Annotated in this window: 18 protein-coding genes; 4 read left to right on the plus strand and 14 right to left on the minus strand. The window is 57.6% G+C overall.

Going from position 1 to position 22,240, the window contains the following annotated elements; translation table 11 throughout:
- Positions 1–6: 6 nt before the first annotated feature.
- From BPHY_RS38045 to nodB, 11 genes are all read right to left on the minus strand, one after another.
- Entirely contained in the window at positions 7–1,158 is a 1,152-nt protein-coding gene (locus BPHY_RS38045; RefSeq protein ID WP_012406740.1) for an efflux RND transporter periplasmic adaptor subunit, read from the minus strand.
- Positions 1,159–1,255: 97 nt separating this feature from the next.
- The gene (locus tag BPHY_RS38050) at positions 1,256–2,854 is read right to left on the minus strand and encodes an efflux transporter outer membrane subunit (protein ID WP_012406741.1); all 1,599 of its coding nucleotides are present in this window, start codon (positions 2,852–2,854) and stop codon (positions 1,256–1,258) included.
- 211 nt (positions 2,855–3,065) lie between these two features.
- Positions 3,066–3,665 carry an adenylyl-sulfate kinase gene (gene cysC, locus BPHY_RS38055; RefSeq protein ID WP_012406742.1) on the minus strand — a complete coding sequence of 200 codons (600 nt, stop codon included), beginning with the start codon at positions 3,663–3,665 and terminating at the stop codon, positions 3,066–3,068.
- A gap of 208 nt (positions 3,666–3,873) precedes the next feature.
- Positions 3,874–5,592 (minus strand): nodulation protein NodU, encoded by a 1,719-nt coding sequence (gene nodU, locus BPHY_RS38060; protein ID WP_012406743.1) that lies wholly within the window; start codon positions 5,590–5,592, stop codon positions 3,874–3,876.
- 12 nt (positions 5,593–5,604) lie between these two features.
- Positions 5,605–6,234 carry a nodulation methyltransferase NodS gene (gene nodS, locus BPHY_RS41090; RefSeq protein ID WP_012406744.1) on the minus strand — a complete coding sequence of 210 codons (630 nt, stop codon included), beginning with the start codon at positions 6,232–6,234 and terminating at the stop codon, positions 5,605–5,607.
- A gap of 89 nt (positions 6,235–6,323) precedes the next feature.
- Positions 6,324–6,914: a NodA family N-acyltransferase gene (locus BPHY_RS38070; protein WP_012406745.1), complete on the minus strand. Its 591-nt coding sequence runs from the start codon at positions 6,912–6,914 to the stop codon at positions 6,324–6,326.
- Positions 6,915–7,128: 214 nt separating this feature from the next.
- Positions 7,129–7,884, minus strand: a complete 756-nt coding sequence (locus BPHY_RS38075) for a sulfotransferase (RefSeq protein WP_012406746.1) — start codon at positions 7,882–7,884, stop codon at positions 7,129–7,131.
- A 97-nt stretch (positions 7,885–7,981) separates the two neighbouring features.
- A complete protein-coding gene (locus tag BPHY_RS38080; protein WP_012406747.1) occupies positions 7,982–8,773 on the minus strand; it encodes an ABC transporter permease in 792 nt (263 codons plus the stop codon).
- Complete coding sequence (gene nodI / locus BPHY_RS38085; RefSeq protein ID WP_012406748.1) at positions 8,774–9,688, minus strand: nodulation factor ABC transporter ATP-binding protein NodI; 915 nt, start codon at positions 9,686–9,688, stop codon at positions 8,774–8,776.
- Positions 9,689–9,754: 66 nt separating this feature from the next.
- The gene (nodC, locus tag BPHY_RS38090; protein ID WP_012406749.1) at positions 9,755–11,092 is read right to left on the minus strand and encodes a chitooligosaccharide synthase NodC; all 1,338 of its coding nucleotides are present in this window, start codon (positions 11,090–11,092) and stop codon (positions 9,755–9,757) included.
- A gap of 449 nt (positions 11,093–11,541) precedes the next feature.
- Complete coding sequence (gene nodB, locus BPHY_RS38095; protein ID WP_012406750.1) at positions 11,542–12,240, minus strand: chitooligosaccharide deacetylase NodB; 699 nt, start codon at positions 12,238–12,240, stop codon at positions 11,542–11,544.
- 226 nt (positions 12,241–12,466) lie between these two features.
- Between nodB and BPHY_RS38100 the strand changes: the two genes are divergently transcribed.
- Positions 12,467–13,381, plus strand: coding sequence for a LysR family transcriptional regulator (locus BPHY_RS38100; RefSeq protein WP_012406751.1), 915 nt, complete (start codon positions 12,467–12,469; stop codon positions 13,379–13,381).
- Between the two features lie 11 nt (positions 13,382–13,392).
- Here the strand turns inward: BPHY_RS38100 and BPHY_RS38105 are convergent, their stop codons facing one another.
- Genes BPHY_RS38105 through BPHY_RS38115 form a run of 3 tightly spaced genes read right to left on the minus strand, consistent with a single transcriptional unit; the run spans position 13,393 to position 16,643 of the window.
- Entirely contained in the window at positions 13,393–14,685 is a 1,293-nt protein-coding gene (locus BPHY_RS38105) for an ATP-grasp domain-containing protein (RefSeq protein ID WP_012406752.1), read from the minus strand.
- Between the two features lie 12 nt (positions 14,686–14,697).
- Positions 14,698–15,933, minus strand: a complete 1,236-nt coding sequence (locus tag BPHY_RS38110) for an ATP-grasp domain-containing protein (protein WP_012406753.1) — start codon at positions 15,931–15,933, stop codon at positions 14,698–14,700.
- 11 nt (positions 15,934–15,944) lie between these two features.
- Complete coding sequence (locus BPHY_RS38115) at positions 15,945–16,643, minus strand: hypothetical protein (protein WP_012406754.1); 699 nt, start codon at positions 16,641–16,643, stop codon at positions 15,945–15,947.
- A 596-nt stretch (positions 16,644–17,239) separates the two neighbouring features.
- Between BPHY_RS38115 and BPHY_RS38120 the strand changes: the two genes are divergently transcribed.
- The 3 genes from BPHY_RS38120 to nifE all read left to right on the plus strand — a co-directional run bounded on the left by BPHY_RS38120 (position 17,240) and on the right by nifE (position 22,225).
- Positions 17,240–18,136, plus strand: coding sequence for a LysR family transcriptional regulator (locus BPHY_RS38120; RefSeq protein WP_012406755.1), 897 nt, complete (start codon positions 17,240–17,242; stop codon positions 18,134–18,136).
- 765 nt (positions 18,137–18,901) lie between these two features.
- On the plus strand, positions 18,902–20,545 hold the full coding sequence (gene nifA / locus BPHY_RS38125; protein WP_012406756.1) for a nif-specific transcriptional activator NifA: 1,644 nt from the start codon (positions 18,902–18,904) through the stop codon (positions 20,543–20,545).
- A gap of 186 nt (positions 20,546–20,731) precedes the next feature.
- A complete protein-coding gene (nifE, locus tag BPHY_RS38130) occupies positions 20,732–22,225 on the plus strand; it encodes a nitrogenase iron-molybdenum cofactor biosynthesis protein NifE (protein WP_012406757.1) in 1,494 nt (497 codons plus the stop codon).
- The last annotated feature ends 15 nt before the right edge of the window (positions 22,226–22,240 follow it).

Raw genomic sequence — 22,240 nt, forward strand, 5'->3', positions numbered from 1 at the left:
GGCCTCTTATTGTTCCTGAGGCGTCGGATTCGGGTTGTCCGCGGGCAGCACGCGGTTGTCGATCACGAGCGGCGTGCCGTTCTTCAGTTTCAACTGGCCGCTCGTCACGACCTGCGCGCCTTCGCCGATGCCCTTGAGAATCGCGACCTGATCGCCGCGCGTCGGCCCCGGCGCCACGAACACCTGCTGCGCGACGGGCATGATCTTGTTTTGCGCATTCTTTTGCGCGCCGGGCTTCACGACGAACACGGTCGCGCCGTACGGGTTATAGGTGATCGCCGTTTGCGGCAAGGTCAGATAGCGCTGCACGGCGCCCGCGTCGATCTTCACTTTCGCGTACATGCCGGGCAGCAGCTTGCGCTCGCGGTTGTCGACGGTCGCTTCGATCTGCACGTTACGCGTCGTGCTGTCCACGCGCGGATTGATCGAGCGGATCTTGCCGTCGAACGTGCGGTTGCTGAACGCATTCGTATCGACGACGATCGCCTGGCCGACCTGCAATTGTCCGAGTTGCTGTTGCGGCAGATAGAAGTCGGCGTAGATCGGATCGATGGCTTGCAGCGTGACGATCGCATCGCCCGGATTGATGTACTGGCCCGGGTTGACCGTCGTGATGCCGACGCGTCCCGCGAAGGGCGCGCGTATCGTTTTCTTTTCGACGAGCGCGGCCTGCTGGTCGACCTGGGCTTTCTTGCTCTTCAGGTCGGCGGCATCGGCGTCGAGTTGCGCCTTCGCAATCGCCTGAATGTCGAACTGAGCCTTGTCGCGCTTATAGACGGTTTGCGCGAGTTCCGCCGCGGCCTGCAGCGACGCGAGCTGCGCGCGGTCCGAATCGTCGTTCAGGCGCACGAGCACCTGGCCTGCCTTCACTTCCTGGCCCGAGCTGAATGCGATTTCGCGCACGAGCCCCGCCACTTCCGTCGTCACGTCGACGCCGCGCACCGCGCGCAGGCTGCCCACGGCGGCAAGCTGCGGCTGCCACGTCTGATAGCCTGCGACAGCGGCCGTGACGGTCGCGGGCGGCACGGCATTGCTCGCCATGAACTTTTTGATCATGTGCGCCCTGAACAGATTGAAGCCGACCAGCGCACTGAGCAGCAAGCACACGAAGATCAGCATGATGATCATCCGCCTGGTCATGGGTCTCTTCGTTGTCATCGTCGTCTTTTCCTTGCACGGCAAACTGATAAGACACAAACTCGTCCTTCGACGCAGCCCTCTGACCGCATGCGACGCGCGGCGGTTGAGAAAGGATTCATTGCGGCCCCGCAGACGCCGGGGCCGGTGCCGACGTGGCTTGGGCTGCCTGGCTCGTCGCCGTGTCGTTCCACCAGCCGCCGCCGAGCGCCTGGAACAGCGCCGCCGTGTCCGCATAGCGCGCGGCCTGCGCCTGTGCGAGATTCACGACGGTCTGCTGGTACTGGCGCTGCGCATCGAGCAACGCCAGATAGCTGACGCCGCCAATGCGAAACTGGCCGCGCGTCAGATCCAGCGAATCGCGCGCTGCGCGCCATGCTTCCGTCTGCGCGCGCAGGCCGGTGGCATCGTGTTCGAGCGCGCGCAACGTATCGGCGACGTTCTGGAACGCCAGCAACACCGTCTGCCGGTATTGTGCGTTGGCCTGATCGAAGGCGGCATCGGCTGCGCGCTTTTGCGCGCTCAGCTGGCCGCCGCGAAAGATCGGCTGCGTGACGCCCGCGCCGATGCTCCAGATCATGTCGGCGTACTTGAGCAGGCCCGCGGGCGTTAGTGCCTGCGGGCCGTAGCCCGCCGACAGCGTGAGCTGCGGATACATGTTCGCCGTCGCGACTCCGACCTGCGCGCTCGCCTGATGCAGCGTGGCGTCGGCGGCGAGGATGTCGGGCCGCTGCCGCACGAGCGACGACGGCACGCTGACGGGCAAGCTCTGCGGCAGCGTGAACATCGACAGCCTGAACTCGGGCACACCCGTGTCGCTTGGCGGCTTGCCCGCGAGAACGGCGAGCTGATGACGCGTCTGATCGAGCGACTGACGCAGCGGCGGCAACGTCGCGCGCGTCTGCGCGACGAGCGTTTCCTGCGAGAGCACCGCGGTGCGGTTCACGCCGCCAAGCTCGAACTGCTTGCGCAACACGCCGAGCTGCGCGTCCTCGTCGGTGGCGATGCGTTCGGTCGCTTCGATCTGCTCGCGCAGCGACGCTTCCTTGGCAGCTGCCGTCACGATGTTTGCCGACAACGCGAGATACGCAGCTTGCAACTGGAAGCCCTCGTAATCGACCTGCGAGCGTAGCGATTCGAGTTCGCGCCTTGCGCCGCCGAACACATCGAGGTTATACGACACGTTTACCGACGCGTTGTACAGATTCAATATTCTATGTAGACCGGGCTGGCCGAACGTGACGCCATTGAATTTCTCGCGTGTCGCGTTAGCCTTTGCATCGACGGACGGATACAGCGTGGTGCCCATCTGCGCGCGCAGGTTCTCGCCGGCCTGCCTGAGCGCCGCTTGCGCCGCAGCGACGTTGGGACTGTTGGCGAGCGCTTCGCGAATCAGCGCGTCGAGCGGCTCGCAATGAAAGAGCGTCCACCACTGCGCGGGAATGTCCTGGCGGGCGACGAACTGTTGGGGGACGCCCGATGCGCCCGGCGACGACGCCGTTTGGTCGGGCAGCGGCGTGGGCGTGTACGTCTCTGTGGCGGGCGGGGGGGGCGTGCGGTAATCGGGGCCCACCGCGCAACCCGACAGCAAACAAAACTGTGAAAGCAGGACTGTAACCAGTGCGATGCGCGCGCAAACGTGAAGCGCTATACGGCGCCGAAATGCACTACTAAGCTGCCGATGCAAACGGCTGCGACCAACTGCGGTTGACGTCATCGAACACCTATCCACCTTCCACCTTAGTTCGCGTGAGCGGCGTGTTATCAAAATTGCGGATGCAGAACTTACCCGTCCCCGCTGCGCCGGTCTTCCTGCAAGGAGGCCAATGTAAGGTATGAATGATTTGAAGCGATATTTGGCTCGCTTCCGCAGCGGAACTTCGGGCGCGCGGATCTTATAACAGGTTGCGAACATCCTTCGCGCATGGTCAATGCCTGTCAAGCCAGTTCAACACAATTTCGACGCCCTCATTAATCGACAGCAAACAAGTGTCGATGAAGACGTCTGGTGCCGTCGGCTGTTCATATGGCGAGTCGACGCCGGTGAAATGCTGGATTGCGCCACGTCTCGCGAGCCGATAAAGGCCTTTGGGATCGCGAGCCTCGGCTACGGCCAAAGATGCGTGGACATGAATTTCAGCAAAGTTATGCTTCCCTGCGATGGACTTGGCGAGTTCGCGGTCCGAGCGGAAGGGTGAGATGAGACACACCAGCACAACGAGGCCGGCGTCAGCCATCAATTTTGCAACTTCCGAAACGCGCCGTACGTTCTCGTGTCGATCATCATCGCTAAAGCCGAGGTCCTTGCAAAGACCAAGCCTGACGGAGTCGCCATCGAGAGTGTAGGTGAGGCGGCCGGACACATGAAGACGTGCCTCAACCCCATCGGCGATAGCCGATTTTCCAGACCCGGATAGACCGGTGAACCACAGAATGGCGGGCGTTTGTCGCAGCAACCGTCGTCTCGACTCAGGATCAATGCGAAAGTCGTGTGCGTAAAGATGTGAAGTCGATGCCTCGTTCGTCATACACGCCTACGTAAGCGGGTTGGGGATGGTTGCTGGAATTCGGGTACGCGCGCTCAAGCATTGCAGCAGCGTGACGCCAGTTACTGTAAGCGTGGAAGATCAGGAAATGGACATCCCACTCTTCTGTCGACGCGGCAGGTTGCCGCCTATCAGTCAAGGCCCCAGCGCAGCGAATTGGAATATGCCGAGCGGCGAAGTCGTTTCCCACTCATACTGGTGCATAGCAGGCGGGTTCGTCGGTTGACGATGGCAGGCCGGTGCCGCATGCCTTGCTCAATAGAAGACCGTCGCACCAGACATGTTCGACGCGTCCCCATTTACAGGCTGAAGCAGCGTCCGGGAAGAAGCCTCGCCCGTGATGATTGGCGCTGGTATTGCAGAGCAATGGAAGACCTGTGAGCTTTTCGTATTCGATCAGCAGTTGGGCTACCGGATGCTCGGAAGTTCTTGCGATAGTCTGCAATCGAGCCGACCCGTCGAGGTGCACAACGGCAGGAACCTTGTCCTGCCATTCCGCGCGCGTGTGATGATCGAACAGCATGTAGGGATCTGGAGTACCGGGGCAAAATACGGTAGGAGCACGGTCTTCGAGACATATTGGTGCCACGGGGCGGAAATGCTCTCGATGCTTGATATCGTTGAGAATAGTCTTCATTGCGGGCGAAGTCGCAGCGGCCAGGATGCTTCTGGCACCCAATGCTCGAGGCCCCAGCTCGGCGCGGCCGGCAAGAAAAACGACGGGTTCATTATCCGCGAGTATCCGGGCGAGTTCCGCAATGGAGCAAGGAGACGCCGTCCATCCGGCCGGCACGTCGCCGGTTTTCACGGCTGCTCCGCTATAGACCGACCATTCCAACGGTACGAAGCCTTTGTCCGCGGCCATCGCGCAACAAGCGGCGCCAATCGCCGATCCGCTATCATTCGGAAAGGGCGGGACCCAGATTGCGTCGAACAGGCCACTCGCACGTAATGCGCTATTCCATTTGATGTTGAGTGCGCATCCGCCAGAGATACACAAATTTCGCGGCCCCGGAATCGAATGTCGCTGGAGCGCCATTCCCATTTCGTGAACGAGAAGACGCTCAAGGAATACATGAAAGGAGACGAGTACGTCTTCGTGAGGCTTGGTCTTTAGTTGTGGCAGGCTTGCTTCGAAGAAGTCGCGTACAGCGGCGAGCGATGTTTCCGGAATATGGACATTCTGGCGGTAATTTCGCGCAATTTCCGTATCGCCGGCAAAGCGTTCCTGGTAAAGCCGATGAAACTCAGTGACGATGTCTTCATCGAGGGACCCGAGCGCGATATATGCCATAAGCTTGCCGGCCACGCCAAGATCCCACTCCGCGCCGTCCGCCTTCTTATAGGGCCCAAAATGATGACCTGCCGCAGCGTATATTTGGCCGATGACCGGAAACAGGCAGTCAACGAGGCGCGCTCCGTGGCGTTGTACGTGGTACAGCCTCGGCACCATTCCACCATCCCAGACCAGGCAGAACGCGGGCTGCTCGCTCCGCGCGAACGGGCTGGTGCAGTACGCGGAGGCAATATGGCCTGACACATGAGGATAGCTTTTATATGTACGTGACGCTCCGCCGACCAGCAGTCCGGTGCCGTCGACCGAGGCAAGAAGATGGTCCACTTTGCGTTCGATATAGGGGGCGCCATTTAGGCTGACCAGCGTGGAGCCACTGACCATCCGAAACTGTGACTCCACTTCGCCGTCCCAGCCGTCGACAACAAACTGGTCTATATCTTCGACACGCAAGCCACCTTCGCTCAATGCGGCCGCAACTGCATCCAGGTTCTCGATTTTTTGGTATCGCGGGTTGTTTTCCCGCTTCTCCTGTTCGATGCAAAAAACGAGTTTTCCATCCTCGACAACGGCGATTGCTCCGTCGTGTGTCAGCTTGAGGCCACAAATGCGCATAGTATCCCCTACTCAAAGAGGGTAATTGGGTTGAGGCGAAAGGAAAGCCCGGTTCCGGAAGCGCGCGAGCAGACAGTTTTCATTGGGCGACTCACCGACGCACTCCACGCGCTCAACTTCGGTCAGTTCTTCTTTCAGAATTTCCAAGACCGTTTCTGCACCGGCAAGGTGTCCCCACCGCCGACAACTGGCGTCACGCGCCGACCCGAATATCAATCGGCCACCAGGTACAAGCATCCGTACCAGATTGCGAATAGCGGCGCGCACCTCCTCGATGTTGCCGAGGTAATAAAGAACTTCCGCCACTACGATCAGATCGAACTTGTCGAGGGTAAAAAAATGCTGTACGTCTGAAACAATCCAGACCGTGTTCGGTGGCTCCTTCAGACGTTCGCGTGTTTTCGAGAGCGCTTGTGGCATAACGTCGATAATGGTGAGCCGTTGGCAATGAGGTGCCAATCTTTCCGTAAACGCTCCTCCCGCGCATCCGACTTCTAACGCGTTGGAGACAGATCCGTCGACGAGTGACATTCGGAGCATTTGCTCATGGCGTTGGAGTTCGAAGGGATTACTGTCCAGTTGCCACGGGTCGTCCGCGTCCAATTCTCGACGCAGTAATTCAAAATTCGTTACATTTCTCAATTTGATCTACCTTACTAGTAGTCCACTACAACGTCGTTGTACGATGCGCTATGCGGGACGCGTTGCTTTCCGGACAGAACCGGCGTGCCTCACAGCTCGGGTCCGTTGCGCTCGATGGCGGCGCCGTCCGGCCACTCGTTCAGCGGGCTACCGATCGGCAAAATCACAGCCAGCACGTCTTCAATGCGCGTAGGAGGTAAGTCAAGATGAACGTTTGGGAGCGTTGATCGCACGCGCACCCCATCCAAGATTGTCCCCATTCCATTCCGAAACAATCTGGCAAAGTGATTCTTTAAGGCATGCCGGACTGTGCCAAACGCAAATGGGACGCGGAGTTCTTGCAGCACTGGATATATCGCGCGGATCGAATGACCGATTCCGAACCCTTCGAGATCCGGACGCACCCCATACAGTCCCAATTCGGCTACAAGTACATCGACCGAGCCTACCTTGATGAAACGACGAAGCGATCCCATGTGAGCTGCAACACCCCTCGAATCGTAGGCGATGGCGCGGAGTTCGGGCCGCGCACCGGCCCAACTTCGACCACCCTCGAACGGTTTTGCGTTGAAAGCCCCGGTCGGCCCATACGTCGTTCGGAAGAATCGGGCCAACTCGATGTGATCGGTGAGTTCAAGCTCATTTTCCCAGCACAATCTCCACTGCACTTTTGAGGACATGCACAGTTACCTCGTTTTGACGCGTTCATCGCCTGCTGCGCGAGCGGCCAGACATACCGATGGTGCGCATCAGTTTTCTATGGCTATAAGGGAACGCAAGGATTAATCAAACCGATCATTTGTTAGCTAAACAGATCTCGCTTAGAGACACGACGACACTTAAAATGATCTGTCAACAGGTGGGTTATGCGATCGAGTTATTCGTAAGGGGTGTTTAAACATCGATCTTCCCACCTTCGAAGAAGCTCTCGTACTGCCCGCCTGCGAAGTGACGCTTCAACTCCTCAAAATTGAGTACCGTTTGTTCCAGTGGCCTCACTTCCTGACGTTGAAGGGCTGTGCTGCCAGAGTATGGACGCACAAAAATTTCGAGGAAAGACCAAACCGCTTGCAGACATGAAGCAGGATTGTCCAGCAGACTTTCATACTCGACGGTAAGAATGTTCGCTGGTGCGAATGAGTCCATCACCAGTCGGTGGAAATCGTCAGCAGCTTTGAGATAGTCCTCACAGTCTTTAATTTTTAAGGTTACCTGAGGAGGCGGACCGGAGTCGTTGCCTGCGCCAAACTTTAACCATTGACCACTTTGCCTTGCCTGCATAAACGATCGCAACGATTCCAATGTATTTCTGCGGATCACAAGCATCACCTTGAGGTATGGCCATCTAGCCAACTCATCAAAAAACCCTGGACGTTCCTGAAGCTGAGGTTGGTTGATCTTGCAACCGACGTGTGTGATCGCGTTCTTCCCGGCTCGGGCGGGATAGTGTAGATAGGCGAGTTCGAGGAGTTCGTGATCAGTAAGTAGCAAGCGTTTGCGATTGTGCCAGATCGCGTCGTAAGGATTGAGCAACTCGCCATTGCTTGATACGTTGGGATGTTCGTTTAGCAATTCTTCAAGGTAATGTGTGCCCGTCCTTGGCATCCCGAGGATTACAAACGGATTAATTATCAGCATAGGATGGGTCATAGCGTATCTTCAACAGGATCGGAAGCGATGGTTCTAAACTGATTCCTGTCTAGTTCATTACAAGGATCTGATCCTGCTCGGTTTCCAATCATCTGCGTCAAGATAGGAGACGTCGGCGAAACAGTACTGTTGACAGAAAGAATGGCAAGACTGTGTAGACGAAAAGCGCAATCACATGCAGGCCGATTCCGGCGGCTGGGCGCGCAAGCATCGCAGGGCGGATGAGTTCAACGGAATGTGTGAGCGGCAAGAATCGCGCAAGCTGTCGAAATGCACCTGGAAGATGGGCGACCGGAAAGACGACACCGCTCAGAAAAAGCATGGGTGTCAGAACAAGTGTTTGATAGAAGATAAAGTAATCATAACTCGGCGCGATCGCGATGAGGACCATGGCAATACTCGCGAAGGCGAGGCCAGTTAAGATAACGACAGGAATGACATAAAGAATGCCCGGAAAGGCCGCATAGCCCAGCGTCGTGGCAACCACCGTAACAGCCGTGCCGGCCAAAAGGGCTTTTGTTGCTGCCCAAGCCAATTCACCGAGAACGACGTCGCCGATCGTGAGTTGAGTACACAAGACTGCTTCCCACATGCGCTGAATGTGCATGCGAGCGAAAGTCGCATAAATCGTTTCGAACGTCGCGGAAGTCATTGCGCTTGTCGCTACCATTCCAGCCGCCAAAAAGGCTACGTAGGAAGTGCCTTCGATGCGGCCTATCATTATTCCCACGCCGAAACCTAATCCGAACAGATACATCATCGGGTCCGCAAGGTTACCGATAAGCGAAACGAGTGCAGTTTTTCGCCACGCTAGATAATTGCGGCGCCATACCATGCGCCAGTTCCAAGTGTTGGTGGGCATAGCCATCACGAAAACTTCGCGCATCATTTAGTCCTTCATATCCCGTCCAGTCAACCGAAGAAACACGTCTTCCAGGTTTGCGGGGCGTTGCAGAACGCGCAGACCCGTTCGCTTGCACAACTGCATGCGCACCTGTTCCAGGTCGGCTGCATAGCAAAACAGCGTCTCGCCGCTCACCTCCATGCGCTGCGCGTAGGGCTCAAGCAATGCACGCAGTTCGTGCGAATCGCCGCCGTATATCTCCAGCACGTGGCTTCCAATTTGTTGATGGATTAGCGCATGAGGGGCACCTTCCGCAATGCTGCGTCCTTTGTCAATCACACAGAGTCGATCGCACAATCGCTCAGCCTCTTCCATGAAGTGAGTAGTTAGAAGGATTGTCTTGCCGCGCGCAAGTAGAGAGCGCAAGCGGTCCCAGACGAGGCGGCGCGCATGTGGATCAAGACCGGTCGCAGGCTCGTCCATTATCAGCAGTTGTGGGTCGTTGATAAGCGCCCGGGCGATGGTTAACCGACGCTTCATGCCGCCAGATAATTCTGCGACGCGCGCGTGAGCCTTGCTCTCCAGGTGCGCGAATTCAAGCAGCGACGGAATCACCGCTTCGACCTCGTCGGCGCTCATGCCAAAGTAGCGCCCGAATATCTGCAGGTTCTCGCGCACCGTGAACCCGGGTTCAAGGTTGTCAAATTGCGGAACTACGCCGATACGCCGCCGTGCCAGGCGCGCGCGTACGGGCACGGGCTCTCCAAGAACAGTGATCGTACCTGCGTCAGGCGAGGCCATACCGAGGACCATGCGCGCGGTCGTGCTCTTGCCTGCGCCGTTAGGTCCCAGTAGGCCAAAGCATTCGCCGCGCTCGACGCGAAATGAAAGTCCGTTAACGACCTGTTTGCCGTTATATAACTTCCTGACGCTAGTAAACGTTATCGCTGCAGCAGCCATTGAACGAGAGGTCGAGATGTGGCTTCGTTAAAAGAAGATCCCGTTTTGCGCGCGAGATCTTACGTATCACTCACTACGGACTACATTGTCGGACGTTCCGAATGACGGTGTCCTGCACTGCCGGTCACACTGCGCATCCGTACCCGTCGATACAGCAGCGTCTGTTGTCACAGCGTGTCCAGGCGGATCGACGTGTTCGAAACAGTCGGCGGCCGAGCCTCGGGAAAGCCAGTTGCTGTTACTCAACGTACACAATGCGTAGGCCTTTACAGGAAGCAATAACAAAAGGTTGATAAATGTGTGCGCGGAAAATCCGAGAAATCGAAGTTCTCGAGACCGAACTGCGGCCACGGAACAGCGGATCATAGTCATTGAGGCGATCAGAAAGCATGCCTGCCACGGTGCCGAGGCTGTCAGAACGATCTGCAGGAGCCCGGCGAGCATTGACACGGCAAGTAAAAGCGACCCTACGTTTTGCCCGATCACGTCCAGCGTAAGGTAACGATCGAGACGAGGCAGGAGGCGCAGCGCAAGCAGCGTGTCGCGATAAGTGCTGCGTGCCCAACGTAGTTGTTGACGCAGATATGGCCACAGCTTGTCTGGTACAACGGTAGCTGCGATCGCGTCTGGAACATACTCCGTTCGGTAACCAGCTGCCAGCATAAGAATTGTCAAATGGCGATCTTCGCCAAAGTCACTGCGTTTTCCGCGGAACGTCTGAGTCTCGTACTGGTTCAGCAGCAAAAGAAGCGCGGATCGTCGATAGATGGCGCATGGACCGCAGCAGCACATAACGGCACCGAAACGGGCTTGAGCGGCACGCTCTTCGTTGCAGGCGAGCCAGTATTCCATATCAATCAGACGGGTCAACCATGTGTCGCGGCGATTGCTTGCTGTCAATTGACCCATGGCGGCCCCGATCGCCGGGTCACTCATTGTTAGTACGAGTTTCTTCACGACATCGGGCGCTAGGGTCGTATCTGAGTCGACGTTAAGTATCAGTTCCGCAGACGAGGAACGGATCGCAGCGATTTGTGCCTTGCGTTTTCCTACGTTCCGGGGAAGGAGAACAAAATTGAATCTCGGATCGTGCTCGTACTCGTGGTACACCATTCTCAACGCGTCACGATTGGCTGAACCGTCATCGACGACGTGGACTTTAAAGGGGCCGGCATACTCCTGAGTCGCGATTGAAGCGAGGCACGCCCGCAGTGTGTCCGGGTTTTCGTTGAAGCACGGCACAATAACGTCGACGTCGGGCAGGGAGTTGGAGTTGGTCGATTTGCTTCTCGCAGGCGGCCCGCTGGACGGCATGGCGTGCAGAACCTGCGCGCTTTTATAAATGGTCGAAAGCAATGCGTACAACAGAACGGAGGTCGTGTTGATTGTGGCAGGGATGTTCATCGAGGTCAGTTTGCTAAGTGGCGTTAAGAAATGATCTGACTACAGGCCTGCCGTGATCCAGAGAAGGAACAGGTGGAAAATGCTAAAGATTTGCTCGCGAAGTTCCTGTCGGTAGTGGGCAAGGGTGTCTCTAATCCGCCTGCATCCGTGGATGTCTCGCTATATCTTGGCGAGACTGCGGAATCTTGCGCTCTCTCGTCGCTCGGATCCTCAACTAGTGCACGCCCATGATAGCGAGCTGGCAAATAATATATCCATCGGCCGATGCAGAAAGCTCTGTCAGTGCTTCCTCTTTATTGCGTCAGGATTTCCTGACGCCGGTGATATTACTAATCCGTTTCAAAGCCGTTTACAAGCTGCTGCTCATGGTTGGAGTAACCTCTTTAATGAGGTAAACGAGCCTTAATACAGATGTTTGCAGGAGTGCTTATCGGTTCAATTTGTCCACATCAGGGCAGTGAACTGATTACAAACCTGCGTTCCTTCAATGCTGGAATCAGGCGCGACAGCGCCGTGACGGTCTGATCGCGCGATGTGGTGCGAGCATTCGAATCCCACTCTCCAGGAGGGCTCCCATCGTGTAAAAGAACAATAGAGCCTGGCTGCGCGGACGCCAGCACAGCGTGCACAATCGCGTCGACACCGGGGCGAGACCAATCTCGCGGGTCTATCGACCAGTGAAGTGCCGTCAATCCTGCCTTTGTCGATTCGGCAATTACTTCTTTCGTCCATATTCCGTATGGCGCGCGCATATACCGCACTGTTGCGGCAGGGCATGTCCGCTTGAATATCGCGTTCGCTTCCAATATCTCACGCCGTGTCTGTTCCTGTTCGCATTTTGAAAGATCCCGATGCGTCATCGTGTGATTGGCGATCTCGTGACCTTCAGCGATGATCCGTTCTATCAACTGCGGATGACTTGCCGCGTAAGCGCCAAGGACGCAGAACGTTGCCGGCACTTGGTGCTGCGCCAATACGTCAAGTATCTTGGGCGTCCATACTAGATCTGGACCGTCATCGAAGGTAAGGTAAACCTGACGGGATTGGTGTTGGCGTTCAAAGTTGTCCGGCACATCGGACAGGCAATCGAACCGGTTCGCACTCGTCTCGTCTCGTTGTGGTGTGTCATCCTTCATCTCATAAGCCATCGACTATTCATGGTGGTGTGCAGAAAACGCCCCTTTTGAGGAGGTGAAAATCTGTCTATAACTCACAATTTGGGACTTTGCGAAAACGGTCGGTCAGTAATTCGAATAAAATCTTCGTGCGACCTCTTGCGCCTTTAGTATCGGTAGGCGTAACTTTGCGCGACGACAATTAATTTGTACAATCGATTGTTTCGATACGTTGCATCCACACAGCGAATACCTGAACATGCGCTTCAAAGGCCTCGATCTCAATCTTCTTGTTGCGCTGGATGCGCTGATGACGCAACGCAATCTGACGGTCGCGGCGCGGAACATCAATTTGAGTCAACCTGCCATGAGTGCAGCAGTCGGCCGGTTACGAGACTATTTTGGTGATGACCTGTTCGTGATGAGGGGTCGCGAGTTTGTCCCGACAGCTCGGGCAATGGAACTCGCAGGCCCGGTTCGGGAAGCTCTGTCGCACATCCAGCTTTCGATCATTTCACGCGACGTCTTCCAACCGGCCAAATCGAATCGCCGCTTTAGGGTCTGCCTTTCTGATTTCATGACACTTGTTTATTTCCAGAATGTCGTAAAACGTGTCGCACGCGAAGCTCCCTCAGTGAGTTTTGAATTGCTTTTTCCTGACGACGAACCCGGCGAGTTGCTTCGTCGAGGTGACGCCGATTTTCTGATTTTGCCGGAGCTGTTGCTGGCAGATTCTCACCCCAAAGCGGCGCTCTTCGAGGAGAAGCTCGTATGTGTCGGATGTCCAACAAACAAACAGTTGTCGCGGCGGCTCCCGTTGGAGAAGTACATGTCGATGGGACACGTGACAGTGAGGTTCGGACGGGCGCGCAGGCCCTCGATCGAGGAGTTTTTCTTACTCGATCTCGGTCTAAAGAGGCGCGAAGAGGTTGTCGTGCCGACCTTTGATCTGGTTCCATCCATGCTATCGCGTACGAACCGTATAGCAACGATCCCTATGAGGCTGGCAAGGCATTTCGCCGAAGTGGTTCCGCTGCGGATCGTCCAGGTACCACTGCCCCTTTCCTCGTTCACTGAAACGATCCAATGGCCCGCGCTGCATAACGGTGACCCTGCAAGCATCTGGATGCGCGAGCTGTTATTACAGGAGGCGCAAAGCCTCGTGGCTGGCTAGTATCGATGGCTTCACGGTGAATTCGGGTCGTGCCGAGTTCCTTTTTCAAAGGTCGCGAGTGTCGCGACCTCCGCGAGTGTGAAGCGAAAATCCCGCAACGTCGCGTAAATTGCCACGGCGATTTCGTGTTCTGATGCACCCCGGTAGCGAAAGCGCGCGAGGATCGTATCGTAGCCGCCAGCGCCGTCGAAGACATGATGTTGTTTTGGCAAGACGGTTTCATAGAGCGCCGCGATTCCTTGCGGCAATTGCGCACCGACGAACACCTTGCCGACTGGCTCCGGCAGCATCAGGAATCCGCCGCGAGCGCGCAACGTCGATGCGGCGAACGCGGCTCGCGTTTGCTCCGCGAAACATGCCTCGTCACCTGACTGCTGCGCGACCCACAAGGCGAACAGGTCAATACCGTACAGATCGCGAAACAGGAAAGGGATCTCCCCCCCACCCACGCGCGCACCGATCTCGAGGAAGTACAGGGCGTCGGGGCCTCGAATGATCTCAAGATGGAACGGTCCATTGACCAACGCGAGCGCACGCAGGCTGGCATCTGCAAACGCGAGCAGCGCATCATTCAGCGGCCCGGGATCAAGCATTACGGAGCCGAGTGGTTTGCCCTGCGCGAACTCGAGGCAAGTGTTGATATAGCGGGACGCGCGCGCGATCACAAATGCACCGTCAACAACGAAGCCGTCAACGTGATAGATCGTTCCTTCGATGTACTCCTCGCATTCGTACTCAACGAGCGGTAGAGTCGGCAACAGTGCATTGAACTGCGCCTCCGTGTCGACGCGCCGTACACCTACGCTTGCGGCACCGGTGCGCGGCTTTACGATGAGCGGAAAACGCATTGTATCGATCGGCTCCGCATCGGGAGAGGTCGGATTTTCCAGCGCTGCGAAGCGCGGCGCACGCAGGCCGGCTGTCACGACGGCGTACTTCATGACCGCCTTGTCGCGAAACCGGACGACTGCGTCAGGCAGGTCACCAGGGATACTGAACGAATTGCGGAGCCGCGCGGCCGCCATCAGGTCGAATTCGGACAGCGCGACGAGCCTGTCGATGCCGCCCAGTGCTGAGCTGCAGGCGCGCACGGCCGCGTGCAGCGCATCTTCATCGCCGAAATCGGGTAGCTGTTCAATGTGAATGATGCGCGACCCGCGCAGTGCTGCCGCAGCGTGTGGCGTGCAGACGTATGCCACGTCGTGCACGGCATGGTCGATATAGCGATGGTAGGCGGCGAAGTCGTCGGACCAACGATTAAGCACAACGATGCGTCTACTCTTGGAAGACAGGCTGATTGTCATGTCGAGAAATTTTCAGATATCATCAAGGGTGCGATTTAATCTGAGAGCGCTTTGCGCCTCGGCGAGACGCAAATCAAGCGTCGGGCGATCGGCAGCGGTAAACAGCAGATGTCCGGCGCGGCCACGAAAATCCGTCGGGTGTGGCACGGCACCGCCGATGTGCGAATGGACCTCGATCTCCTCGAAACCGGGCATTGCGCGCACGCGTTCGACCGCGGCGGCGCTGGCGAAGCGGCCCGTTACAGGCGCGAGGAACCGCACACCGCTCGCGCACGTCGTGACCTCTGTGTCATAGCCGGGCGCCGGATTGGCGTCGCCGAGATGGCTGCGTATCATCACTTCCGGCAACGAGAGTGACTTGCTGAGTTCAACTAGACGGTAGATGCGGTCTCCTCCGAGCCGCGCGGCGATCTCGATTAGCACCGGACCGTCACGTGTGATGCGGGCCTCCGCATGGAAGACGCCGAGTGTAAGGCCGATTCGTGCTGTGATTTTTTCGATGTATGCGACCAGTGCCGCTCGGTGCTCTGGCGTCAGCGCCGCTTCAACTGTGTGTCCCATCTCGACGAAATACGGCTCGGCGCTCAGCAGCTTTTCGGTTACAGCGACAACACGCGGCCCGCGCCCGTCGATGTAACCTTCAATGCTATACTCCGGACCCTCGAGATATTGCTCAAGCAGCAAAACGTTGCCAATCTTGCGGCCCATGTCTACAACGCCTTGGTGCATGGCGCGCTCGACCGCGAACTGCAGCTCGGCAAGCGAGTTGACGCGCGTCACCAGTTGGCTACCGCAGCCGTCCACAGGCTTGAGAACGGCTGGGAAGCCGACCTGCGACGCGGCCGTCAGGATGTCGCGGGGATCTGCGATTTGAGCGAACTGTGGCACCGCCAGTCCCATAGTTGCGAGGTGCAAGCGGCTGTGGTACTTGTCTTGAGTTAGCGCTGCCGCTTCAGGCGGCAAATGGGGAAGACCGAGCCGGGCCGCCGCTTGCGCGGCTACGCCGACTGTGTATTCGAACCCGGGCACGATTGCGTCGACGCGCATGGCGCGCGCAGTTGCGGCGACCGCGTCTGGGGAAGCGGTGTCCACCGCGGTGAACGATGCGGCGGCGTTGCGAAGTGCAGGCAGAACGACGCGCTCGTCACGGTTGGCAGAAAACACATGTGCGGCGACACCGAGGCGCGCAGCAGCGGCGATAAGCGACGCGCCCGACGACGCCGGTTCAATTACGATGACGGCGGTCATACGGATGCTCCTTATCTGGCAACCGGTTCGGCTTGAGGCACTGTTGTCACCAGTAATTCGTCGAAGTATTCGTGGATCAGCTCGACGAAGTGGCACAGATAGGTCTCCGCTTTTTCCGTTCCGCCCCAGTTGTCGATTGCCCGCTGCAGGGCGACCCACATCCGCTCATTGTGATCGCGCGATTCGTCGTAGTGAATGTGGCCGAGCGAACCCCTCACATAATCGTGTCCGAACGCGCGCGCCGCAGCTTCAGTGATGACCTTGTTGTAGCGATCCGAATACCATTCGACAAACCAATTCCACACCATCGTCGGCAGTGGCCCGTCGCGGCCGATGCTCAGATAGAGGTAGCCAATTAATTTGTCGGTGCTGTGAAAGGGCGCGGTGCGGTCGACGTCGGTTGCGGAGAGGCCGAATTTCTCGATGTCACGCAAGAATAGCCCATCGTGCCCGTATTCTTCTGCGAGGTATCGCGCGAGAAACTGCGCGAGCACGTTGTCCTTGTAGCTGATTTTGTAAAGTGCGAATGCGTCGACTTCGTTGTTGAGCCGGATTCGCAACACGGTTTCGACGAGATGCCGGCGATAGTATTCACTGTCGATCCAATCTCCACGATGGAACGCAGCTGTTTCCGGCGAGGTGGCAAAAATCCGCTTCATCGCCTGCTCAGCGACTTGCTCTAGATGAACGCGATCGTTGCTTGTTGACATATAACCCTCCAAGTAAAATAGAAGAAACAAGAACGGAGAAAGCAGCGCTGTGGCCACTCTTTATTCACTGGCTGGAAGAGCCAAAAGACACCGGGTGATTTTTGAGCAAGGCAATATGTAGCTCGGGACTTAAGAGGCTACTTGTTCTCTGGAGTTAGGCAGACCGGAGTCGTTGTGTGGTGAGACGCAAGACTTTCAAATGCTTCTCGATGATGTTTGATTAGATTAGAACCGACTTGCCTGGGTCTTCCTGCTAATAGCTCGGCCACACGCAGAACTCCTTCTAGATTGGCGGCTGCATGATGGCACCAGCGCTAACGCCTCGGAGCGTACCCGCAGCCAAGTTGTGCGAATCGTGCCGTATGCCCTTTTGAATGGCAATGGTGCAGTCTTTGGCCAACCCCTGCGGGCGGACGTGGCAGCGGACATCGGCGCGATGGCGCAATTGGGCGCGAGACCGAAGTGGTCGCTCTCGACTTGTTTTGCGTTCAAATTCTCGCTCGCGCATGTTCTCCGATTGAGTGACGGAAGGATATTAACCCCAAGTGTATGCGTGGTATAAGCTGATAATCTTTATGTCTGCATGAGGGAAATTGATGATTCGCGATCTCGACAGCACGCTGCTGCGTACGTTCGTGACGGTGGTTGAGGCTGGCAGCGTGAGTAACGCTGCAATGGCACTTCATCGCACCCAGGCTGCCGTCAGCATGGCTCTTCGTCGTCTTGAAGACGAAGTCGGCCAACGCCTGCTCGAACGTTCGCCGCGTGGCGTGAAGCCGACTTCGGCGGGCAGTGTGCTGCTACCATATGCGCAGAAGTTGCTCGAAATTGGGCTTGCCGCCCGCTCCGCACTCAATGCAGGCGACGTTTCAGGTACCGTCAGGATTGGCATTCTGGAAGACGTCGCAATGAGTCACCTCCGCCATGCGCTCAGGCAGTTCTCGGCATCGTTTCCAGACGTCGCACTGGAGATCGTCGTCGACGCCAGCCCTGCGTTATCCCAGCGGCTCGCAACCAACACGCTGGATTTTGCGATTGGAGATCCAGCGCTGATTCACGCCGAACCGCTCGTTACTTGGCGGCATCCGCTTCGCTGGGCCGCCGCACGCACGAGAAACGCTGACCTGCGAGGTGGACCTCTGCCCATCGTCGCATTTGGCGGAACATGTCGATGGCAGGAGAACTTCTTTGCGACATTGCTTGAGGCCGGCATCGCGTGGCGCGTCGCCTGCACAAGCACCAGTTTGTCCGCGATCCAGTCGGCCGTTGAGGCAGGGCTCGGAATTGCCGTGCTACTCGATTGGCATGTGCGCCGCGATACGATGCGGGCAATCGATCCGTGTTCTGCCGGGCTGCCTATACCGCCCGTCGTGGAGTTCGGCCTGTTTAGTCCCGCGAATGCACACGACAGCACGTCCGCAGCAACGGCACTGCAGCGCTTCCTCTTTCGCGCGTTGCAATTGGGTTCCACAGACGACGGCGCTCTCAACTAAGAGCGTACCGGCATGCCACTACACGCGTTTCCATGCTATCCGCGTCTTCCGGCAGGCCGCATCGGACGGGGCAAGCTTTCGACGCATCCGAACTCGCGATATATGTGCGAGACAAATGCGCCGGGCTGTCACCGTCCGGATGCGGGGCAGATCGCTGAGTGCAACGGCGAAATTCCAACAAGCCGGTGAGCGAAGCTTGACAAATATCAAGGAGAAATCTCGTCGAAGGTGCAATGAGATTTCGTTCTCTCATGCAGGCGGTTTGTGTTATTCGTGAATTCGAACAGTAAACGAGTACTCGATTGCCCGATTCATACGCTCAAGGCCGACTGCCTAGGCAGTGCAGTGCTTGAGAGATGACCTGATGGAAAAAAGGTGAGCGATGTCACCAATGCAAAAACGAGGCGTAGTTTCATAGCATGGTGTCACTCTCGCTTGTCACGCTACGTCTGGTTTGTATCGAGCTTCGGTGTAAGTTAATAAGCAAAACGTATAAGTTATCCGGTGCTGAAGCTGACGAGAATTTGTAGTAAAACCTCCAATTTTTTCCGTTAGTATCCTAGGCGCGCATACACGCGTACGTTGTTTGTGGTTGTCGCACCTATTCGATATCGCAGTTGCGACTTTGTTCGTTTTGTCGGCGTCGTCGACACGCGCTTAGTTGTGGCGTGCAAATTTGTCATCGCCGACGCGAGCACAGTATCGACATTTTTGTCGAGCCGTGTTTCCGGGGCGCTTGGCGTGCTAGCGCCGGAGCTCAAATCCATGCCGCATTTTCATCTCAACGATAGTCTTCCAGATTTCGATGTAGTCTACGAAGTAGTAAAGACGCTAGTCTCGTCCCGTGACGCCGAGCGGACGTTGGACAAGTCGCTGCGTTATCTGTCATATGCGCTCGGATGGCGCTCGGCGTTCATCGCCGTCACGGAACCGGACGGACATCTGTGCAGTTTGTGCAGCACTGGGTTGTCAGAGGGCTGGCGCGACCGCGCGCGCTTCCTGTCCGGAGAGGGGATCGTAGGACGGTTGCACTCGAGCGACGCGGCAGTGGTTGTGCCTGAGCTGAATGAAGAACCGCTTTTCGCGGACGACATCGGAGCCGTCGGTGGATCCGAGGGTGAACATGTCGCTCTGCTCGGGACTCCGATCCGGCACGAAGGGCGGCCGCTCGGCGTGCTTGTGGCTTTTTGCGAGAATCCGGACGGCAAGCGTACTTTCGGCGATGACCTTCAGCTTATGAAGATTGTAGCGGCGCCGATGGCACAGGCGCTGCTGCTTCATCGGGACGAGAAGGCCATGCACGACGGCGCAGAGCCGGTCAGGCGCCCGCGTAAGGAAACCATTCGTGCATATCAGATCGATAACACGATCGGTGCGTCGGCGGCGATGCAGCAGGTATTCGCGCAGGTCCATCAAGTGGCGCCGGCGAGAACGACGGTGCTGTTGCGGGGCGAGAGCGGTACGGGCAAGGAATTGATCGCGCGTTCAATCTGTCGTCTATCCCCGCGCAAGGAGCAGCCATTCATCGCGGTGAATTGTGCGGCGCTCACGGAAACGCTGCTCGAAAGCGAGTTGTTCGGCCACGAGAAGGGCGCGTTCACTGGGGCGCAATCTCAACGCAAGGGGCGTTTCGAGCTAGCGCACGGCGGGACACTTTTCCTCGACGAAATCGGCGATATCTCTTCGTCCTTCCAGGCGAAGCTCTTGCGCGTTTTGCAAGAGCGGGAGTTCGAACGGGTAGGTGGCGCGACGCCGGTAAGAGTTGACGTAAGGCTGATTGTTGCGACGAATCGCAATCTGGAACGAATGGTGAGGGACGGGGAGTTCCGCGCGGATCTGTATTACCGCATCAACGTGGTAAGTATTCTTTTGCCGCCGCTGCGCGAGCGTCGCGAAGACATTCCGGCGATGGCACAGTATTTCCTCGATCGTTTCAACCGCGACAACGGTCGCTTACTGCGCTTCAGCGACGAAGCATTGCGCGTGCTGTCGAACTGTTACTGGCCCGGCAACGTGCGGGAACTCGAGAACTGTGTTGAGCGCACTGCGACGATGACACACCATGACATCATAGATCGCCTTTCCTTCCTCTGCGAGATCGACCAGTGCCTGACGAAGGTATTGCATCACATCGAGCGTGAAGATGCTGTGCGTCCCGGTCCCTCGTCGAACCTTGTTGCGAGCGAAGCGCCGAACGCGCTGGCAAGTGGCCACGCCGCCGATCTTAACGGCGGCCGGTTCGATGTCCCTGGCGGCGACGGCAGGCCGGAGGGCGAGCGTGAGCGGCTCGTCTGGGCAATGGAGCGTTGTGGCTGGGTGCAGGCGAAAGCAGCACGGCTCCTCGGCATCACGCCGCGGCAGATTGGCTACGCGCTACGCAAGCACGAGATCGAAGTACGTCGCTTCTGATAGACAAAAGGCCCGTGAGTACATCTGCATTGTCGTGCAATGTCGCAATCCTTTCAACTCTGTCGGGATGATGTCAATGACGACAATTCCTGCCCCTGCACAGCGCCGCAATGGCGTCGCACGCGCTCTACGTCGATGGTATGCAACTTGCGTTTCGTCGTGGACCTCAGATTGTCAGGAGTCGCGATGTTGTTCAAGACGAGCACTGCCGAAGTGTTCGACGAGCCAGGTTGCGCGAAGAACCAGGCCAAGAGCGAGAAGGAGCGCAAGCAGGGCTGCGCGAAACAAGTCTCGCCGGGGACGGCGGCTGGCGGGTGCGCGTTCGACGGCGCGAAGATCGCACTGCAGCCGGTTGTTGACGTTGCTCACCTCGTTCACGGCCCGATCGCATGCGAGGGGAACTCCTGGGATAACAGGCATGCGGCATCTTCCGGGTCGACGCTCTACCGCACAGGCTTCACGACTGACCTCAATGAACTCGATGTGATCTATGGTGGCGAGAGGCGGCTCTTCAGTAGTGTGCGCGAGATCATAGAAAAGTACGATCCGCCCGCCGTGTTCGTATATCAGACGTGCGTGACCGCGCTCATCGGCGACGACATAGAAGCGGTTTGCAAACACGCATCCGAAAAGTTCGGGAAGCCCGTTATACCGGTGAATGCCCCCGGCTTCGCCGGATCGAAAAACGTGGGAAACAAACTTGGGGGCGAGGCGCTTCTCGATTACGTGATTGGCACTCGTGAACCGGCGTATACGACGCCTTGGGACATTAATATCATCGGCGAATATAACCTGTCGGGTGAATTGTGGCAGACGAAGCCGCTCTTCGATGCACTCGGTATCCGTATATTGTCCTGCATTTCCGGCGACGGCCGGTACAGGGAGATAGCGAGTGCGCACCGCGCGAAGGTCAATATGGTGGTGTGCTCGAAGTCGATGATCAACGTCGCGACAAAGATGCGGCAGCGCTACGGCATTCCGTACTTTGAGGGCTCGTTCTACGGAATCGGCGATATGAGCGATGCGCTACGCCGGGTCGCGAAGCTGCTGGTGCAGCAGGGCGCACCTGAGGACCTGCTTGCGCGTACCGAGCGGTTGATTGCGGCAGAAGAGGCACGTGCCTGGGCTCGCATTGCTCCGTACCGCGAGCAACTCGATGGCAAGCGGGTGTTGCTGATCACGGGCGGTGTGAAGTCGTGGTCGGTTGTGGCGGCATTGCAGGAGGCGGGGCTTGAGATCGTCGGCACGAGTGTTAAGAAGAGCACGGAGGGCGACAAGGACAGGATCAAAGAGATCATGGGAGACGACGCGCGCATGGTCGAGAATATGACGGCACGCGAGATGTACGCGATGCTCTGCGACGCGAAGGCCGACATCATGCTGTCTGGTGGGCGCTCGCAGTATGTCGCGCTGAAGGCGCGCACGCCATGGCTCGACGTCAACCAGGAACGCCATCATCCATACGCCGGGTATGAGGGCATCGTCGCGCTAGTGCGCGAAATCGACCGCGCGATCCATAACCCGGTCTGGGATCTGGTGCGTATTCCGGCGCCGTGGGATGACGAGGTTGAGAACGTCAGTGCTGGTTTGCCGCAGTTCGCGGAGGACAGGACGCCAGAGTTGCCGCGTGCAAGCGTGCAGGGTTGCGCGACTGGGGTTTGTCCGGGCGTCACAGCCTGAGCGCAGCGTGGAGCG

It is taken from the genome of Paraburkholderia phymatum STM815, from assembly GCF_000020045.1.
Lineage (GTDB): Bacteria > Pseudomonadota > Gammaproteobacteria > Burkholderiales > Burkholderiaceae > Paraburkholderia > Paraburkholderia phymatum.